Below are 14,532 nucleotides of genomic sequence, written 5' to 3' on the forward strand. Positions count from 1 at the left end.
GGAAACAACCTTTTATCCATCTAAATACCATATTTATCGCCTCCAATATAATATTGCATCTTTTCCATTATTTGGCAAAACCTTTGTTAACAGTGCCTAATGGGAAAGGTGTGTATTTACCATATGCTAATTTGGTTCAAAAAAGTGTAATAACCTGCCCATTTTTTATTAAGGGCGCTCTGTGGTCATTCGGTCTAGTGTTTGGACAAGATAGGGTTGTTCAGTTTTTTGAATGGTTATGCGGTGGCAAGGATAGTTTGAATTTTCCGGAACCAGAACCAGAACCTTATACGATTGAAGTTCGTGATATTAAACATGTAGAGGATCAATTACAATCATTGACTAATGATATTAATGGTGCTAGTAAATTTCCTATAGTTATCCAGGACATGATTTATAGCATTAAGGATAGAAATGATACAATCCCTGTTGAGCCAGTCGAAGTAGACCAAATGCCGCAAGCATCACGAATGGATGATCCGGCTGATGCCCCTGCTAATTTCTTTAATTACATTTGTACTCACATTTTTAAAGCCGCTAAAGCAGCACTAGCAATTGGACAAGGCGATGGATATGAAACCGAATGAGGATGATAACCCGCTTAGGGTTAAATAAGCCTAGGCAGTATTCTCATATTACTTTGATACTTAAGGTATTATTTATATATAGGTGGTGTATTTGAGGTGGCATAGATAACATGTAGTAATATCGCTATGCCACTCAGCTTAGATTGCTATAGTTAGTCGGTTAATTCATTTTTAAAAATAATTGTGTTATTCTAGATATTGTTATGGGGGCTATTAGGTACGGTGATGTTTTAAAGCCATTTGTGTTACGTTGTGATATGAGCTCTAGAATTATGAATGAGTTGGGTATCTTAAATCGTCTTGAGGCGGGAGGTTCTAAGGGCGCCACACATTCGAATTTTATTTCGTGCTTAAATCAAATTTCTCTTCAGCATTTTTTCAAAGTTATTAATAAATGTTATAATTATACAGCCACTGGCACTCATAAATATGTTACTATTCATCCTGGGTCAAATTTGCTTGGTAAGATATGTGGGTTTTTAGGTGTTAAGTTTGGTATAGAAGTTCATTCTAGTCGCGTTCATTTCCTAAAAGGGGCTACTGTAAATGGAGCTTTCCCAGCTTTCGCTTTGAAGATAAACGAGGCGGTATCTTTACCATTCCCTTTGGATATTGCTTCTTGGGCAATTAGCTGGTTAGTTGGGCCAGATATGTTTATTAAAGTTGTTAAATGGTTATTTGGAGTAGAATTTGACAGTGCCAAGCTGGATTTTATAGAAAATGATGAGAAGTATCTATTGGAGCTTTATACTATTTTCGATGGTAATACGGACTTAAAATATATGCCTAGACCTGCTAATGGATTTGTGATGGTTAGGGCTGGTGATATTAGTACTTTAAATAATATCTTTAATGCTGATGATTCTCCTTTGGGTGAAATAAGTGAGGAAATTGAGTTAGCTGTTCGGCAATACATAAGAGAGTTGAATGCATTACCACAGCCACCAGTGGAAGATAATCTAGGAGGATTACTAGAAGCAGTACTACAAATGGACCAGTGTGATGCATATCGAGCTATCGCTGGGGGGTAAGCTGATATTTAAGATATCAGGATTATTTATGGTTGTATATGCTTAATCATTTAATTCATTTTTTAAAAATAATTGGGTTTAGGTATTTGGATGTTTAAAGCAATAATTAGGTCTGCTTGGATTTCAAGGCAATTTGTTCTAAAGTATGATCTGTATAAAGATAATTTGATGATGAAGGATGGTGGCTGAATATTAGCAATTATTTGAATTTGAAGATAGGCAGTGATTGTAGTACATACGTCGGAATTCCTGGGTTTGCTTGGTATGTAAATCGAGCATTTGGTGTGCGCTTTTCTGAAGTTATTAAAAAGCATTCTGTGGATTGGTATGACATGACTGGCGCTCCTAATATTGCTATTATTTATCCTCGCCAAATAAATTTGGTTGGTAAGGCGTTAGGCTTTTTTGGTATTAGGTAGAATTTAATTTGAACCTGATCTATACTGTGCTTTCGAGAAGAAATGACGCTTCATGGTGCTATGGTTAGCTGTGATGATATTCAAGGTTTGATGACAGAGGGTTTTCTTCATTTAAGGCAGATAGAAGATGGGGGCTGAGAAGAGGATTTTTGGAATTTTAGAGTATTTATTTTTATGAACCCATATAATCAAGTTTTACTTCATCGTCTTGTTGATGTTTCTTGTGTTCGGGGTGGTAATGATCCAACTATAATTCGCTCCTTTGATCGTTATGTAGCAGAGCAATTGATAGATGCCGTTAAGGGTGTTTACGGTGACGGTGCAACTTATGAGATGATGATGCATAGTGAGAGCGGTACGAGGACTGTTTATGTATATCCCAAGAAAAAAGGCTTCTTTAACTACATCCTTAACATCTTTTCTTATAGTATTATTGATTCTTATCAATTTAGTCAGAATGGATGTAGGTGCGATACAACATTATCTGCGACGACACAAAATAGAGTAAAATTGCTTTTAGCAGCACTGCCAGTAAAGCTACTTTCATCTTGTTATTCCTTATTTGCTCAGGCTTTTGATAAGGTATTTGTCCTCTTCTTTGGTGTAGAATGTATAGTTATAAAAGAGCAGGAGCAGGATGTGAGGGACCAAAATTACGTTGTTATTGGAACAGGCACAGCTGATACAAGGCAAGAGCATATTAAGCATGAGCAACCTGTCAATCAAGTGGTTGACCAATATAATATGGTGCAATCAGGAGACAAAGCACTCTATTATATAGATGCAATAAAAGATAAATTAAGAGAAATTGAATCATTGCCATATGTACAGCTGTCTGGACAGCAAGATTGTAGTATTAGGATGGAAGATGCTAGTAACTTTGTTAAGCAGTTAATAAAATGCAAAGCTCTGCTTTTAGGGTTTAATCAAGATTGTTTAAGGAAAATAGAACAGGAGAGAGTAGCAATGGTTGGTGAAGTGTACCTTAGTGCGTTACGTAGTGAAAAAAGTGTTCTGATGGTTTTGGGGCTTTATAATAAATTCCTAACCCTTTTAGGAAGAATAAGAGTGGCTCAGTTTAAGTATCTGGATGATATAGGCGTTAGGATTGAATCTATTAAAACTGCCTCTAATGGAGAAATTGATTCTTTTCTTAAAAAGCTGGCATCAACTTTATATCCACAAGTCTATTTGGTGGATGGATATAAGGATGGGTTTGGTAATTTTGCAAGCAGTATTTGTAAACAAGCAAATGAGTATATTGAGGGTAAATGTACTGTTGAAGAACATCCAGGACCATCTGCTCTCACTCCTTCCCCTACTGGTGATGCGCCGCTGCCCCATTGGACTGTTGGCTGTGAATCACAGGGTCCTGCTGTAAATGAGTTTTTTTGTTCATACTTCAATATGTCTGCGTACCCTGGTGATAATAATTTGTCAGCATCAGCATTACAACAGCAGAGGGTTTTAGATGATGTGTCTGCGCGTGCACAGCTTGGAGAGTATGAGTAAGATTGGACCACATTTAATTTGGTATGTATTTGAAGCTCTGTAAAAGGCATTAATAAATAGGTCTTATTGTATGAAGAGGCATAACTCTACCTCTTCATGCTCTGTAATGTATATTTATATAAATCTCCTTTTTTAAGTGTTGGGTATAATGATAGTGTCTCTGATATTGAATCTTTAACAGAGTTACCTTCTAGTAGTAGATTTTCAAGCAATTTTATAGCATCTTGAAAATCATCTGTGTTCTTATTAATAGATGAGATTACAATCACTATTTCGCCTTTTAGTACGTTTTTGTTATTTAAGACGTCTAATACTTCTGAAACTGTGCCACGTATAACTTCTTCAAAAATTTTAGTTAGTTCACGGGCAACTGCTATTACTATTTGTGGATGCATGGATTTTAATAGCTCTAACGTTGAGATTAGCCGTCTTGGAGATTCAAAGATAATGGACGTAACGCCATAACTTAATATTTTCTCTAATTCTTGATGGGTTTGGTTTTTTTTTGTTGGTAAAAATCCATAGAAGAAAAAGTTAGAAGAATCTATGCCGGATATTGAAAGTGCGGAAATTGCAGAGCATGGGCCTGGTATTGTATGAACCTTAAAACCATGTTTTATAGCATTAAGAACAACATCATAACCAGGGTCAGATATTAATGGTGTTCCTGCATCAGAAACAAGTGCTACATCTTTTCCTGATTTTAAAATATCTAATGCCTTAATTATGTATGTATCAGAGCTGCCGTAGCATGGAATCATGCTATTTTTAATATTATAGGTGCCTAATACCTTGCTAGTTACACGACTATCTTCACATACTATGGCGCTAACAGAACTTAAAATATCAATAGCCCTAAGGGTTATATCTCTAAGATTGCCTATTGGAAGAGAAACCACATATAAAATTCCATAACTTCTTATATTATCATTGTTCATAATTATTTATTATAAAAAGTAATAAAGTGTTAAATACGTGAAAGATATTTACCAAAGAGTCTAATAAAAAACTATGTAATTAGAATTCATGTGATATTTATTATGTGGTAGTTTCATTTGATGAGCGCGCTAGTATTTCATAAATTGTGTAATTTTCTAGCACCCTTTTTACATAGAACCTAGTTTCTGCGTATGTTATTTCTTCTATCCAATTAATCATAGAATGAATATCATTCTTTAAAGGTCCGTTATCTTTGATCCATCTAAGTGGACTAGATTTTCCTGCATTGTATGCGCTAGCAATTAAGATTTTATCATTATTAAAAAATTCTGATAGTTCCTTTATATGTTGGCAGCCAACTTTCATATTATGACTCTCTTCAAAAAGATTAATATCTATACCAAATTTAGATGCAACACTAGGAAGTATTTGCATTATACCCATGGCTCCAGCTTCACTTTTAGCTCCTTTTGTGAAGCTACTTTCTTCTCTTATAATTGCTAATGAGAGGAGTCTTTGAAAATTCCCGGTGCAAGAGGAATTAATAGGGTACCCCTCCTTTATTATGCCATATCCGTAATTTGCAAATTGTTTAGATATAATAGTTAATAACGAAGCATTGCCATTTTTACTTAGGCACTGAATAAGATCCTTTATAGATTGTTTTAGCTCTTTCTTATAAGTAATTTTATCCATTAAAATTAAAGCTTTTTGAAGAAAGCCTCGTTCTAGTAAAAGTTGAGCTGTATTTATAATATTAATTTGCTGATTAGAAAAAGCTTTTTGTTCAGATGTCTCTTTGCTTGATAAGTTTATAAGATTTTTATTTAAATAGATATTTATATCTTCCCCGAGTTCTGCGATGGACATCTGCCCATAGAAAAAGGTTGGGTATAACGATGCGTTTCTTTTAAACAACTTTTTAGCTTTTTCTTTATCACCTAAAGCGCTATATGATCTTGCAAGCCAATACATAGCATGGGATTTATAAGAAGAAAGCTTAGATTGGGTAAGCATATTATTAAAGTGCAATGCCGCCCTATCGTAATCCTTTATATAGGTGAAATTTATAAAGCCAGATAAAAAGCTTTCATCCATACTACCTATATGGCCTATATGTGATGAATTATCTAGAAAACTCAGTGCTTCTTGTGGATTTTTTTTCATCAGCAACCGTGCTGCTATTAATTTAAGCCTTGCAAAATGCTTTCTATTATAATCCCCTTGAATAAGCTTTTTCAAAGCAGTAATCGCAAGCTCATTTTTATGAGCCTTGAATAGGCAGTGTATGTGTGCATATTCACTTATTTCCAGGATTTTTTTATTATTTAGATAGTTAAGTTGTAAATCAGATTTACAACTAGAAGTATCGATTAGATTGTTATATATTGTAGATTCTTTTTTGGATAAATTATTAATTAATTTAGTAGCAATTTGGTATTTTCCAGCTCTTAGTAAGAGTAATATCTTCTCCTTGATTGCAGATTTGCTAAATTTAGTAATATAATTACTTGCTATATAGTCTTCAAATTCTTTATCGTAAATTCTATCTTTCCATAAAGTTTGAATTTTATTAAAATTAGGGGCTTTAGAGCTTTTTATAGAAATTATAAGATCTATCTTGCTGCCTGGGTGGTTATATAATTTAGCCCATTTTTTTAAAGAATTTAGATCAAGCTTAAAATTTATTTGAGAAATGATTTCACATTTCATTACATTAAAAATTGCTGGATTATTTAAGAGTATTTGTATAATAGAATAATTCTTAAAATTTCCTCTTCCATCAGCAAATTCCATTAAAAGGCCATATTCTTTTTCTGAAATTATATTGGTTTTCTCTATAGGTTTAAGGCAGATTTGAGCAAAACATAAGCAGGGAAGGAAGAGCAATATTCTGAAGTAAACAATCAGCACCTAAGCTATATAAAAACACTTTTAGAAAATATGGTAGCACTTAAAATGAGAAGGGCAAATATAGCGTTTGAATCGAATTTTTTTTTGCAATCCTTAGGGTTTTCAATATTCAGAGTTTCTATTTGCCAATAGAGATGAATAACGCCCAATGCAACAAACAAATAATATACATATGAAAACTCTAATTGTATCCCGAGTATGACTAAACAACATATAGTTATTGTATAACAGCAGCTTATAAATATTTTTCCTTTCTTGCCAAGCTTTACCGCAACAGAGCCGACTTTTTCATTAATATCATATTTTCGATCTTGATATGCGTAAATGGAATCGAACCCAATGGTCCAAAATACCGAAGCTAGGTAAATTGCAAGTAATGGTGTTGAGAATTCTTCATTAAATGTGTAATACGATATTATTACACCCATGTTGTAAGTTATGCCTAGTATAATTTGTGGAAAATTGGTAAAAAGCTTTGCCTTTGGGTAAATTAGTATTAAAAGTGATGAGTAAAGCCCCCATTCTATAGCGTTATTTGGTAGTTGAAGGAGTAAAAACATAGAGGGCAAGGCCAATACTATAACGACCCCAAGTGCTTCTAAAAGTGTTATTTCTCCAGATGCTATCGGCCTATTCATAGTTCTATATACTTTCTGATCAAGCTGATAGTCTGTCATATCATTTATAACACAACCTAAGCTTCTGGTTAGAAATCCACCGATTATAAATATTGTGGAGAATAAGAGTTTATGATTTGAATATATGAATACTACCCATAAAACTGGGGCGATCATAAGTAATATTGGAATAGGGGAGTTTAGCCTTAGTAACCTTGCAAATCTATTAGTAGTGCAAAAAGTAATAATATATTTTGAAACTGACATAGTATCTAATTATCACGAGCCTTCTCGTCTCCAGGTAATATATTATCCGGCCCATTCCATGGGCTTTGGAAATCAAAATCTCTAAAATCTTGATTTAGAGCAACATCCCTCTGTAGGACTTTATGCTTTTCCTCGGAAAAAAAGACTTCTTTGAAGCCCATTAAAGGAAAATCTTTTCTTAATGGGTACCCTTCAAACTCATAGTCTGTCAAAATTCTCCTAAGATCTGGATGGTCTGAAAATTTTATACCATACATATCAAAAACCTCTCGCTCGTACCAAGTGGCGGAACTATATATGTTAGAGAGAGATTGAATCTCTTGATCTTCATTTACATTCACAGTAACGCGTAATCTGAGATTTTTAGTAAGGCTTAAAAAATTATATATAATACTGAATCTTTTTTGATGACCAGGGTAATCAATACCATGTATGCTAAGGAGCGATTCAAATTGTATAGTATTATTTTTTTTAAGAGTAGATGCTACATGTGCAATATGATTATACTCTACTTCTACAACATTTTCCATTACAGAATTTCCTAGTGCCCGTGCATCTACATTAATATCCTGAAAAATATTCAATATTGCCTCAATGCTGCTCATAACGCGATAACTGACCATATACCAGTATGAGGTTAGCAAATTTGTAATAAAAAGTCATTATAATAAAAAATCTATAGAATTAAGGCTGGTTATTAATTATAGGAGATAGAATGGACTAAATTATTCGTGGTTAGCCAGATATTTTTGTAGAGATATTTATCCCTATTTTATTTATATAGCCGTTTTATTTGAGGTGGCATAATACTTCTTGTATTACAGCTTATGCTAATTTAACTTAAATAACTATATCTATAAACAAGTTGTCACATAGCGGCTAATTCATAGCCGGTTACTACAAAATTCAGTGCTGTATTGTTATCTATGATATTCATTATATCACTCATTGAAAATTTAACTATAGCTTTCCAAGTTTCCACTTGCTCGCTAGTTGATGATATTTCCCTTATATTAAACTGGACCACTGCATAATCCGGTCTTTTTACGCCATATGCAAAAGATACATTTATATTTTCTATAACTCTTTCAACATTATAACCATATTTTAGAATAGGGCTGTCTATATTGGTTGTTGGATTAAGGTAATTAATATACTGATCGAACACTCTTCTAGAGGAGTTTCTTCTTATTGTCATAATTTTATCTCCTCTTTCAGATGCAGATAAAAAACCATATTTGTATTCCTCTCTATTAATGACATATTTTTGTATAAGATACCTAGCGACAGATATATTAATATCTTCACCTTTATTGGAGATACTTTTTATATTGGTATAGTAATTGATCTGATCGTTGGTATATACAGCAATGGGCATTTTATAATGCGTGCTATCTATAGTAATTTCTTCAAGCGCGGCAATTACGCAAGAGGCAACTATAATACACATAACGATTGAGTATATAAGCTGGACGCCTGCAGATTGGTACTTACTCACGTACCAGTCTCTAGCTTTTAAAAAATAAGAATCCATACAGCTTAATCAATAACCTTCATAACTTAATATTATTAAATGTTAATTTGGTTTTCAAATTAAAACATGTGATTTAATTCCAAATTAGAGTTATATTGATAATTATACATTTTGTTTAAAGTTTTGCTATGGTTAAGTTGAGTAAGGTTGTTCGCTCTGCTGCAATAAGCTTAACAAATGAAGAGTTGTTGCTTATGGAGAAAAGTATTGACCGTATAAATGATTTTTTTGTAGAGCTTAAACATGTGGATGTAAGTGGTATAAGCCCGCTAGTAAACCCATCCTCTCATAAAATGGAGGCGCGTTCAGATTGTGTAGAGCAGAATGTAGCTAGTGATGTTGTATTAAGCAACGTACCGGATCTTAGGCATGGTTATATATGTGTTCCGAAAGTTGGGTAATAAAAGTGTTTTTATCTATTCATTAGGTCTTTAATACTGTATATAGTCAGCTACGTAATATTGTTTAATTAGTGTGTTTTTGTTTTTATAATGAGTATAAAGGATAAAATTATAAAATCTAGAGAGCAGGCAGAAGGCCAAATAGGTGATAAGGTGGAGGGTGATAATTTAAAAAATAGCGAATATGATAAGCTTGAAGAGCTGCAAGATCAGATTCTTAAGCTAAAAGAGTCGCTTTTAAGGCAGGCTGCAGATAATGAAAACATAATAAAAAGATCGCAAAGACAGATGCAGGAAACAAAGGATTATGCGATAGCGAGCTTTGCGGAAGATATGGTAGAAGTGTTTGAGAATTTTCATAGAGCATCTTCTGTGGAGAGTATATCAGATGAAGGTAGTATATCAAATATGAAAGAGGGGCTTGAGATGATTAAGAAGATGATGGGTGATTCATTAGCTAAGTATGGGATAGAGCGAATTTTCCCACTAAATGAAGAATTTAGCCATGAGTATCACCAGGCCATTAAACAGGTAAGTGATAATTCAAAGCCAAATAATTCTATTTTAGAAGTTGTGCAGGCTGGTTATAAGATAAAAAATAGATTGATAAAACCCGCTATTGTTTGCGTTAATGTGATTAATGGCAGCAATACCTAATTCAATAGAAGGATTCATAGAGTTGGTCTCTCGGCTTCCAGGGCTTGGTAGGCGTTCTGCAAGGAGGATAGTATTGCATATGCTATCTAATAGAAGTGAAATGATTAAGTTTGGTGATTCAGTTCTAAAAGCTGCTCAAGATATGTTGGTATGCGCTTGTGGGAATATAGATTTATCATTGCCATGTAAGATTTGTGGTGATGAAAGGAGGGATAGATCGACTTTATGTATTGTAAAGGATATTTCCGATATATGGGCGATGGAAAGAAATAACATATATAATGGTCTTTATCATGCCATTGGTGGTGTATTAAATATATCAGAAGGCAAGACGCCCGCAACTCTAAATATACATTCTATCAAGGATAGGATTAGGGAATTTAAGGTTTCTGAGGTTATATTGGCACTAGATGGAACTTTAAATGGTGAGAGTACTGCTCATTATATATGGCAGACCATATCTGATACTAATGTTAAGATAACAAGGTTAGCTCATGGTATGCCGGTTGGTGCTGAGCTTGATTATATGGATGACGGTACAATATCTGTGGCAATGAGGATGAGATATAGTATGAAATAAATATACTTAAAATATAGTGTATAAGTATTGTACAGTTGGCTGTATTTCTAGATTGCGTTACTTTAGTATACTGCCTTCAAGGGCGCTAAATAAAATTTTGCTTTGAAGTTAGTATGGCTTGGTGCTATACACCAAGGCTTGTATAAGTGCGTAACCTCCTATGCTAAATTACTCCATCTTTTCCTTAAATGGCACTAGCGTAGATAGTATTATTTTTATGCTACATGGGTATGGTTCTAATAAAAATGACCTAATATCTATAGCGCCTGATCTGGCGCAGTATACGCCAAATTCGTTATTTATATCACCAGATGCGCCCGAAAGATTTGAGGGTGGGGTTCCTGGTTCATATCAATGGTTTAGCTTGGTTGATAGGGATGAAGAGCGGATGTATAATTGTTTGTGTGCTAATTTTATAATACTAGATAAGTTCATAGAGGAGTGTTTGGTAAAATACCAAATAGATATCAAAAAAGTTGGAATTTTTGGCTTTTCTCAGGGTGGTATGGTAAGCCTTCACTATGCTCTTGAGAAGGTTCCTTATATATCATGTGCGATATGTAATTCTGGTATGCTAATTTCGCCACATGCATCAATGCGTGAATCTATTTCTGGGCCCGATATTCTTTTAATACATGGTGATCAAGACCAGGTTGTGCCATTCTCTGCAATGAGGTTTTCTAGGCATTCTATTGAAAAAGGTGGGATTAATGTACGGTGCTATGTAGCAGAGGGTTTGGCGCATGGGATAGATCAGGGTTGCATAAAGGCGGCGGGTAATTTTCTAAGTGATCATTTTGGCGCTAAGAAGGGGGAGTAAGATAGGATCTTGGTGGTGGTCCATAGATTCTATGACATTTCTAATCGTTCTCTTTTTGATGGTAATAAGCCTCCTACTTGTTGGTTCTGCCGGCCCTGCTGTTGCGGTTAGGATAGGTGCGGCGAAGTTTCATTTTTTTCAAAGACATTTAGTATTTATCTGTATCTCATTGATACTTATAGTATTTATATCGTGTTTTAGTAGAAAAATAGTTAAGCTATTATCAATATTTGGTTTTTTTATAATACTATCTACGTTAATTTTACTGCCTTATTTTGGAAACGAAATTAAAGGTGCTAAAAGGTGGTTCAGTATCATGGGTTTTGCATTTCAACCATCTGAATTTCTGAAGCCATTTTATGCAATAACCATTGGCTCTATTCTTTCTAAGGATTATAAAGAAAGATTTCTTTTCTGTATTACGGCGCACATTATTGTGATCTCCCTACTGATGCTGCAGCCAGATTTTGGAGCAACTGTTACTATCTCAATGGTTGTGGGTATCCAATTATTTATCTCTGGAATTCCATTGTTATGGGTTTTTTATATCCTATTTTTTATGGGGTTCGTTTTTTTTGTAGCATATAACTCTATGCCGCACGTTGCATCAAGGATTAATAATTTTTTATATCCTGAGCAAACGGAAAATTATCAAGTGACAAAATCTCTACAATCATTTGAATCTGGAGGGTTGTTAGGAAGAGGGCCTGGAGAGGGTGTTGTAAAATATTCATTACCGGATGCGCATACTGATTTTATTTTCTCAGTTGCTGCGGAAGAATTAGGGGTAATTTTTTGTATGTTATTATTGCTACTATTTCTTATAATCTTCATAAGGGGTGTTCTTGTAAGTACAAAAACTAATGATAAATTTATTATCTACTCAACTGTTGGATTACTATCTTATCTAGTTATTCAGTCTACATTTAATTCTGGTGTTTCTATGAATTTATTTCCAACAAAAGGTATGACGCTTCCATTTATTAGTTATGGAGGTTCGTCCATCATCTCATTTTCTATTGCTATAGGGATATACCTTTCTATGACGAAAAAATCTTTCCGCCACTTATCGGAACGCATTTCAGGTTAGGTATATAGAGCCTGAGAAATGAGGTAGTGTTATAGAAAAAAAGACCAAGACACTAAGAATTATACAAAAAACGCAATCTGATAGAGATTACATTTTATAAAATCGAGCACTTCAGACGCACTGTCCTACGAATAGGCTTGAGATATTACATATCCAGGCTTTTTGTAGAAATCTATTTGTTGTTCAAATAAATGTTGATATTGTCTAGATAGATAAGGGTGGTTTTATGTAAACTTTGATTCCTTATACATATTATTCTTTGAATAATACATATATTATAATTTAAGGTAAAGATTAATTAAATGGAGGCTTGCCTTGATATCTTATGCTATAATCAGGAGTTGTAAATAGTTATTTGATTAATTTAATATATGTCAAAACCTAAAGTTAATAAAGGGTTTACATCAGACTTAAAGGATTCTCTTTATATATCCATATATCCGGCCGCAGCGCCTCTATTACATTCTATTCTTCTTAGTGATAAGAATATGACTATATCAGGATTAATAACCGATCTATTGTTGGGTGGTATCCTCTTTATAGGATCCGCTATTAGTGCATTATGATTTAAAAAGGCTCTAAATTTTAATTATAGTGAGTTACCTGAGATTTTATCTAATGATATTGGGATGCCAAAAATTTTATCTCACATGTTTATAGGGGCTGCTGCAAGTGCTTTGGTTATGGCTAGTGCAGTGTGTGTAGTTGCAATTACTGGTGATGGTATAAGTTTGAAAATTTTTAAAGGTGTTAGTATAGAGGCTAGCATATCTGGTGCGGTATGTGGTTTTTTTACTGGTCTTTATGGGTATTTCAATGATACAAAAGAGGTGGTGCAACAGGTGCAGCCAGAATTAGAAGTAGAGGATTCTATAGGTCTATCTAATTGATTTATATTGTTAATTGTATAATTAATACGTTATATTGTGCAATACGATGCTGATTAAAAAGGCCATACACTATTATAAAGCTAGTTTTCCGTAACTTCTATTAGGTAGTACTGCGTCTTTATCAGCACATAATTAGCATACGCAAATAAAACTCGGGCATTGCCTAAAAGCAATTGATAAGGTGCCCAGAGAGACCTTAAAGAAGAGAAGAATGTATATAGAAAGCTCCAGTATTATAGTAATACATCTACTACCATCTTCATTTATAATTTGCCAACTGTATCTAGATAGTGTCGACATTTATTTTAAGCATAATAGATGCTAGCTATAAAAACAAATCATAGGTATGTGATGTTAAGCTTATCGTATCTTGTGGCAACTTGCCTAAAATGCTTGAGTTTATTGAACATACGCTAGGTTACGCTCTTTGCGCAATTCAATACTCCCTTGATTCCTTAGATCTTGGTGGAATAACCGCTTCTTCATTAACCTTTTTTGCCATATCTTATTATATAGTTTTCATCATATCCATTGTCAGTAATCAGCGCCCCCATCTCCTTACCATCCACAAGCCCTAAAGCCTTGATGATCTTTGACCAGCGGTTACAAAGCATTTAATAGGATTACTAAGAGTATCACATGCAGTATGCAATTTGCTAGTGAATCCGATTTTCGACCTTCCTAGCCCTTGCATACCAGGTTCTATATTTTTTAAAGCTCCAGCTGAATGCTGATGCGCTCTGATTATTATAAAATCTATCATTATCAACTCATTATCTGCATCTATAGCTAACGTGTTGAAAATCATTTGCCATATTCCAGATTTTGTCCATCTCATCAATTTTCGAGAGTTTTCACCTAAAGATAGATAATAATGTATCCTGATAATGCTGAAAAATCTCCGGTGTTGTAAGAGCGCACCAGAGCTTTATAGTAACCATTTCCTCTTCTTTGGATACAATTTTTGTGCGGCGGGTCATGCCTTGTGTTGCTGTTATTATGCTCAATGCATACGGTTCCTGATTTGCCGATAACATGGCGATTTTTAGGCAAAATTTTGGCAAATGCATCCCAATCATCCGTGTAAAATCGGCAATTTTCCAGACTCTCTACTTTCTCAAAAAGTCGCTTGAACGTTGTAGCATCCCCTGTAACACAGGCAATAGTTCTGCTACGATCCTTGATGACCCAGAGTTTTTGACTTTTTTTGAAGAAAACGCTACATTTCATCGAACTCTATCTCCTAGATATCTGCCAGAAATGCTGGGTTCTGG

18 protein-coding genes are annotated in these 14,532 nt (G+C 34.2%); 11 read left to right on the forward strand and 7 right to left on the reverse strand.

Annotation, left to right across the window (positions count from 1 at the left end; genetic code table 11):
• From Cyrtocomes_RS02725 to Cyrtocomes_RS02740, 4 genes are all read left to right on the forward strand, one after another.
• Nucleotides 1–587: hypothetical protein (locus Cyrtocomes_RS02725; protein WP_322497678.1), on the forward strand; the 587-nt coding region annotated here is incomplete at its 5' end.
• A gap of 257 nt (nucleotides 588–844) precedes the next feature.
• Nucleotides 845–1,618, forward strand: a complete 774-nt coding sequence (locus tag Cyrtocomes_RS02730; RefSeq protein WP_322497679.1) for a hypothetical protein — start codon at nucleotides 845–847, stop codon at nucleotides 1,616–1,618.
• Nucleotides 1,619–1,827: 209 nt separating this feature from the next.
• The gene (locus Cyrtocomes_RS02735; protein WP_322497680.1) at nucleotides 1,828–2,037 is read left to right on the forward strand and encodes a hypothetical protein; all 210 of its coding nucleotides are present in this window, start codon (nucleotides 1,828–1,830) and stop codon (nucleotides 2,035–2,037) included.
• 174 nt (nucleotides 2,038–2,211) lie between these two features.
• Entirely contained in the window at nucleotides 2,212–3,549 is a 1,338-nt protein-coding gene (locus Cyrtocomes_RS02740; RefSeq protein ID WP_322497681.1) for a hypothetical protein, read from the forward strand.
• An 86-nt stretch (nucleotides 3,550–3,635) separates the two neighbouring features.
• Here Cyrtocomes_RS02740 and rsmI read toward each other — a convergent pair whose 3' ends face one another.
• The 5 genes from rsmI to Cyrtocomes_RS02765 form a co-directional block, all read right to left on the reverse strand.
• On the reverse strand, nucleotides 3,636–4,487 hold the full coding sequence (rsmI, locus tag Cyrtocomes_RS02745; protein ID WP_322497682.1) for a 16S rRNA (cytidine(1402)-2'-O)-methyltransferase: 852 nt from the start codon (nucleotides 4,485–4,487) through the stop codon (nucleotides 3,636–3,638).
• Nucleotides 4,488–4,587: 100 nt separating this feature from the next.
• Nucleotides 4,588–6,402, reverse strand: coding sequence for a lytic transglycosylase domain-containing protein (locus Cyrtocomes_RS02750; RefSeq protein ID WP_322497683.1), 1,815 nt, complete (start codon nucleotides 6,400–6,402; stop codon nucleotides 4,588–4,590).
• A 5-nt stretch (nucleotides 6,403–6,407) separates the two neighbouring features.
• Nucleotides 6,408–7,286, reverse strand: coding sequence for a 4-hydroxybenzoate octaprenyltransferase (locus Cyrtocomes_RS02755; protein ID WP_322497684.1), 879 nt, complete (start codon nucleotides 7,284–7,286; stop codon nucleotides 6,408–6,410).
• Between the two features lie 5 nt (nucleotides 7,287–7,291).
• Nucleotides 7,292–7,909: an NADH-quinone oxidoreductase subunit C gene (locus tag Cyrtocomes_RS02760; RefSeq protein ID WP_322497685.1), complete on the reverse strand. Its 618-nt coding sequence runs from the start codon at nucleotides 7,907–7,909 to the stop codon at nucleotides 7,292–7,294.
• 245 nt (nucleotides 7,910–8,154) lie between these two features.
• Nucleotides 8,155–8,820, reverse strand: coding sequence for a VirB8/TrbF family protein (locus Cyrtocomes_RS02765; protein WP_322497686.1), 666 nt, complete (start codon nucleotides 8,818–8,820; stop codon nucleotides 8,155–8,157).
• A 137-nt stretch (nucleotides 8,821–8,957) separates the two neighbouring features.
• On the opposite strand from Cyrtocomes_RS02765, the gene gatC reads away from it, so the two are divergent.
• The 7 genes from gatC (at nucleotide 8,958) to Cyrtocomes_RS02800 (ending at nucleotide 13,258) form a co-directional block, all read left to right on the forward strand.
• Nucleotides 8,958–9,221, forward strand: a complete 264-nt coding sequence (gene gatC / locus Cyrtocomes_RS02770; protein ID WP_322497687.1) for an Asp-tRNA(Asn)/Glu-tRNA(Gln) amidotransferase subunit GatC — start codon at nucleotides 8,958–8,960, stop codon at nucleotides 9,219–9,221.
• A gap of 90 nt (nucleotides 9,222–9,311) precedes the next feature.
• Entirely contained in the window at nucleotides 9,312–9,878 is a 567-nt protein-coding gene (locus tag Cyrtocomes_RS02775; protein WP_322497688.1) for a nucleotide exchange factor GrpE, read from the forward strand.
• A complete protein-coding gene (gene recR / locus Cyrtocomes_RS02780) occupies nucleotides 9,862–10,458 on the forward strand; it encodes a recombination mediator RecR (RefSeq protein WP_322497689.1) in 597 nt (198 codons plus the stop codon). Before Cyrtocomes_RS02775 ends, recR begins: the two co-directional genes overlap by 17 nt.
• Before the next feature lie 217 nt (nucleotides 10,459–10,675).
• Nucleotides 10,676–11,278: an alpha/beta hydrolase gene (locus tag Cyrtocomes_RS02785; protein ID WP_322497690.1), complete on the forward strand. Its 603-nt coding sequence runs from the start codon at nucleotides 10,676–10,678 to the stop codon at nucleotides 11,276–11,278.
• A complete protein-coding gene (locus tag Cyrtocomes_RS02790) occupies nucleotides 11,256–12,368 on the forward strand; it encodes an FtsW/RodA/SpoVE family cell cycle protein (RefSeq protein ID WP_322497691.1) in 1,113 nt (370 codons plus the stop codon). The genes Cyrtocomes_RS02785 and Cyrtocomes_RS02790 overlap by 23 nt, the downstream gene beginning before the upstream one ends.
• Nucleotides 12,369–12,739: 371 nt before the next feature.
• Nucleotides 12,740–12,934, forward strand: coding sequence for a hypothetical protein (locus Cyrtocomes_RS02795; protein ID WP_322497692.1), 195 nt, complete (start codon nucleotides 12,740–12,742; stop codon nucleotides 12,932–12,934).
• 63 nt (nucleotides 12,935–12,997) lie between these two features.
• Nucleotides 12,998–13,258, forward strand: a complete 261-nt coding sequence (locus Cyrtocomes_RS02800; protein WP_322497693.1) for a hypothetical protein — start codon at nucleotides 12,998–13,000, stop codon at nucleotides 13,256–13,258.
• A gap of 574 nt (nucleotides 13,259–13,832) precedes the next feature.
• On the opposite strand, the gene Cyrtocomes_RS02805 is transcribed toward Cyrtocomes_RS02800, so the two are convergent.
• Nucleotides 13,833–14,096 carry a hypothetical protein gene (locus tag Cyrtocomes_RS02805; protein WP_322497694.1) on the reverse strand — a complete coding sequence of 88 codons (264 nt, stop codon included), beginning with the start codon at nucleotides 14,094–14,096 and terminating at the stop codon, nucleotides 13,833–13,835.
• A 20-nt stretch (nucleotides 14,097–14,116) separates the two neighbouring features.
• The gene (locus tag Cyrtocomes_RS02810) at nucleotides 14,117–14,488 is read right to left on the reverse strand and encodes an IS1 family transposase (protein WP_322497695.1); all 372 of its coding nucleotides are present in this window, start codon (nucleotides 14,486–14,488) and stop codon (nucleotides 14,117–14,119) included.
• Between the last annotated feature and the right edge of the window lie 44 nt (nucleotides 14,489–14,532).

It is taken from the genome of Candidatus Cyrtobacter comes (assembly GCF_034470605.1).
Lineage (GTDB): Bacteria > Pseudomonadota > Alphaproteobacteria > Rickettsiales > Midichloriaceae > Cyrtobacter > Cyrtobacter comes.

Bases quoted from the DNA above. Each gene is read 5' to 3' on its own strand.
- Cyrtocomes_RS02785 (WP_322497690.1), top strand. From the start codon at position 10,676: ATGCTACATGGGTATGGTTCTAATAAAAATGACCTAATATCTATAGCG.
- Cyrtocomes_RS02765 (WP_322497686.1), bottom strand. From the start codon at position 8,820: ATGGATTCTTATTTTTTAAAAGCTAGAGACTGGTACGTGAGTAAGTAC.
- Cyrtocomes_RS02755 (WP_322497684.1), bottom strand. From the start codon at position 7,286: ATGTCAGTTTCAAAATATATTATTACTTTTTGCACTACTAATAGATTT.
- Cyrtocomes_RS02810 (WP_322497695.1), bottom strand. From the start codon at position 14,488: ATGAAATGTAGCGTTTTCTTCAAAAAAAGTCAAAAACTCTGGGTCATC.
- rsmI (WP_322497682.1), bottom strand. From the start codon at position 4,487: ATGAACAATGATAATATAAGAAGTTATGGAATTTTATATGTGGTTTCT.
- Cyrtocomes_RS02740 (WP_322497681.1), top strand. From the start codon at position 2,212: ATGAACCCATATAATCAAGTTTTACTTCATCGTCTTGTTGATGTTTCT.
- Cyrtocomes_RS02800 (WP_322497693.1), top strand. From the start codon at position 12,998: ATGCCAAAAATTTTATCTCACATGTTTATAGGGGCTGCTGCAAGTGCT.
- Cyrtocomes_RS02760 (WP_322497685.1), bottom strand. From the start codon at position 7,909: ATGGTCAGTTATCGCGTTATGAGCAGCATTGAGGCAATATTGAATATT.
- recR (WP_322497689.1), top strand. From the start codon at position 9,862: ATGGCAGCAATACCTAATTCAATAGAAGGATTCATAGAGTTGGTCTCT.
- Cyrtocomes_RS02730 (WP_322497679.1), top strand. From the start codon at position 845: ATGAGCTCTAGAATTATGAATGAGTTGGGTATCTTAAATCGTCTTGAG.
- Cyrtocomes_RS02795 (WP_322497692.1), top strand. From the start codon at position 12,740: ATGTCAAAACCTAAAGTTAATAAAGGGTTTACATCAGACTTAAAGGAT.
- Cyrtocomes_RS02805 (WP_322497694.1), bottom strand. From the start codon at position 14,096: ATGAGATGGACAAAATCTGGAATATGGCAAATGATTTTCAACACGTTA.
- Cyrtocomes_RS02775 (WP_322497688.1), top strand. From the start codon at position 9,312: ATGAGTATAAAGGATAAAATTATAAAATCTAGAGAGCAGGCAGAAGGC.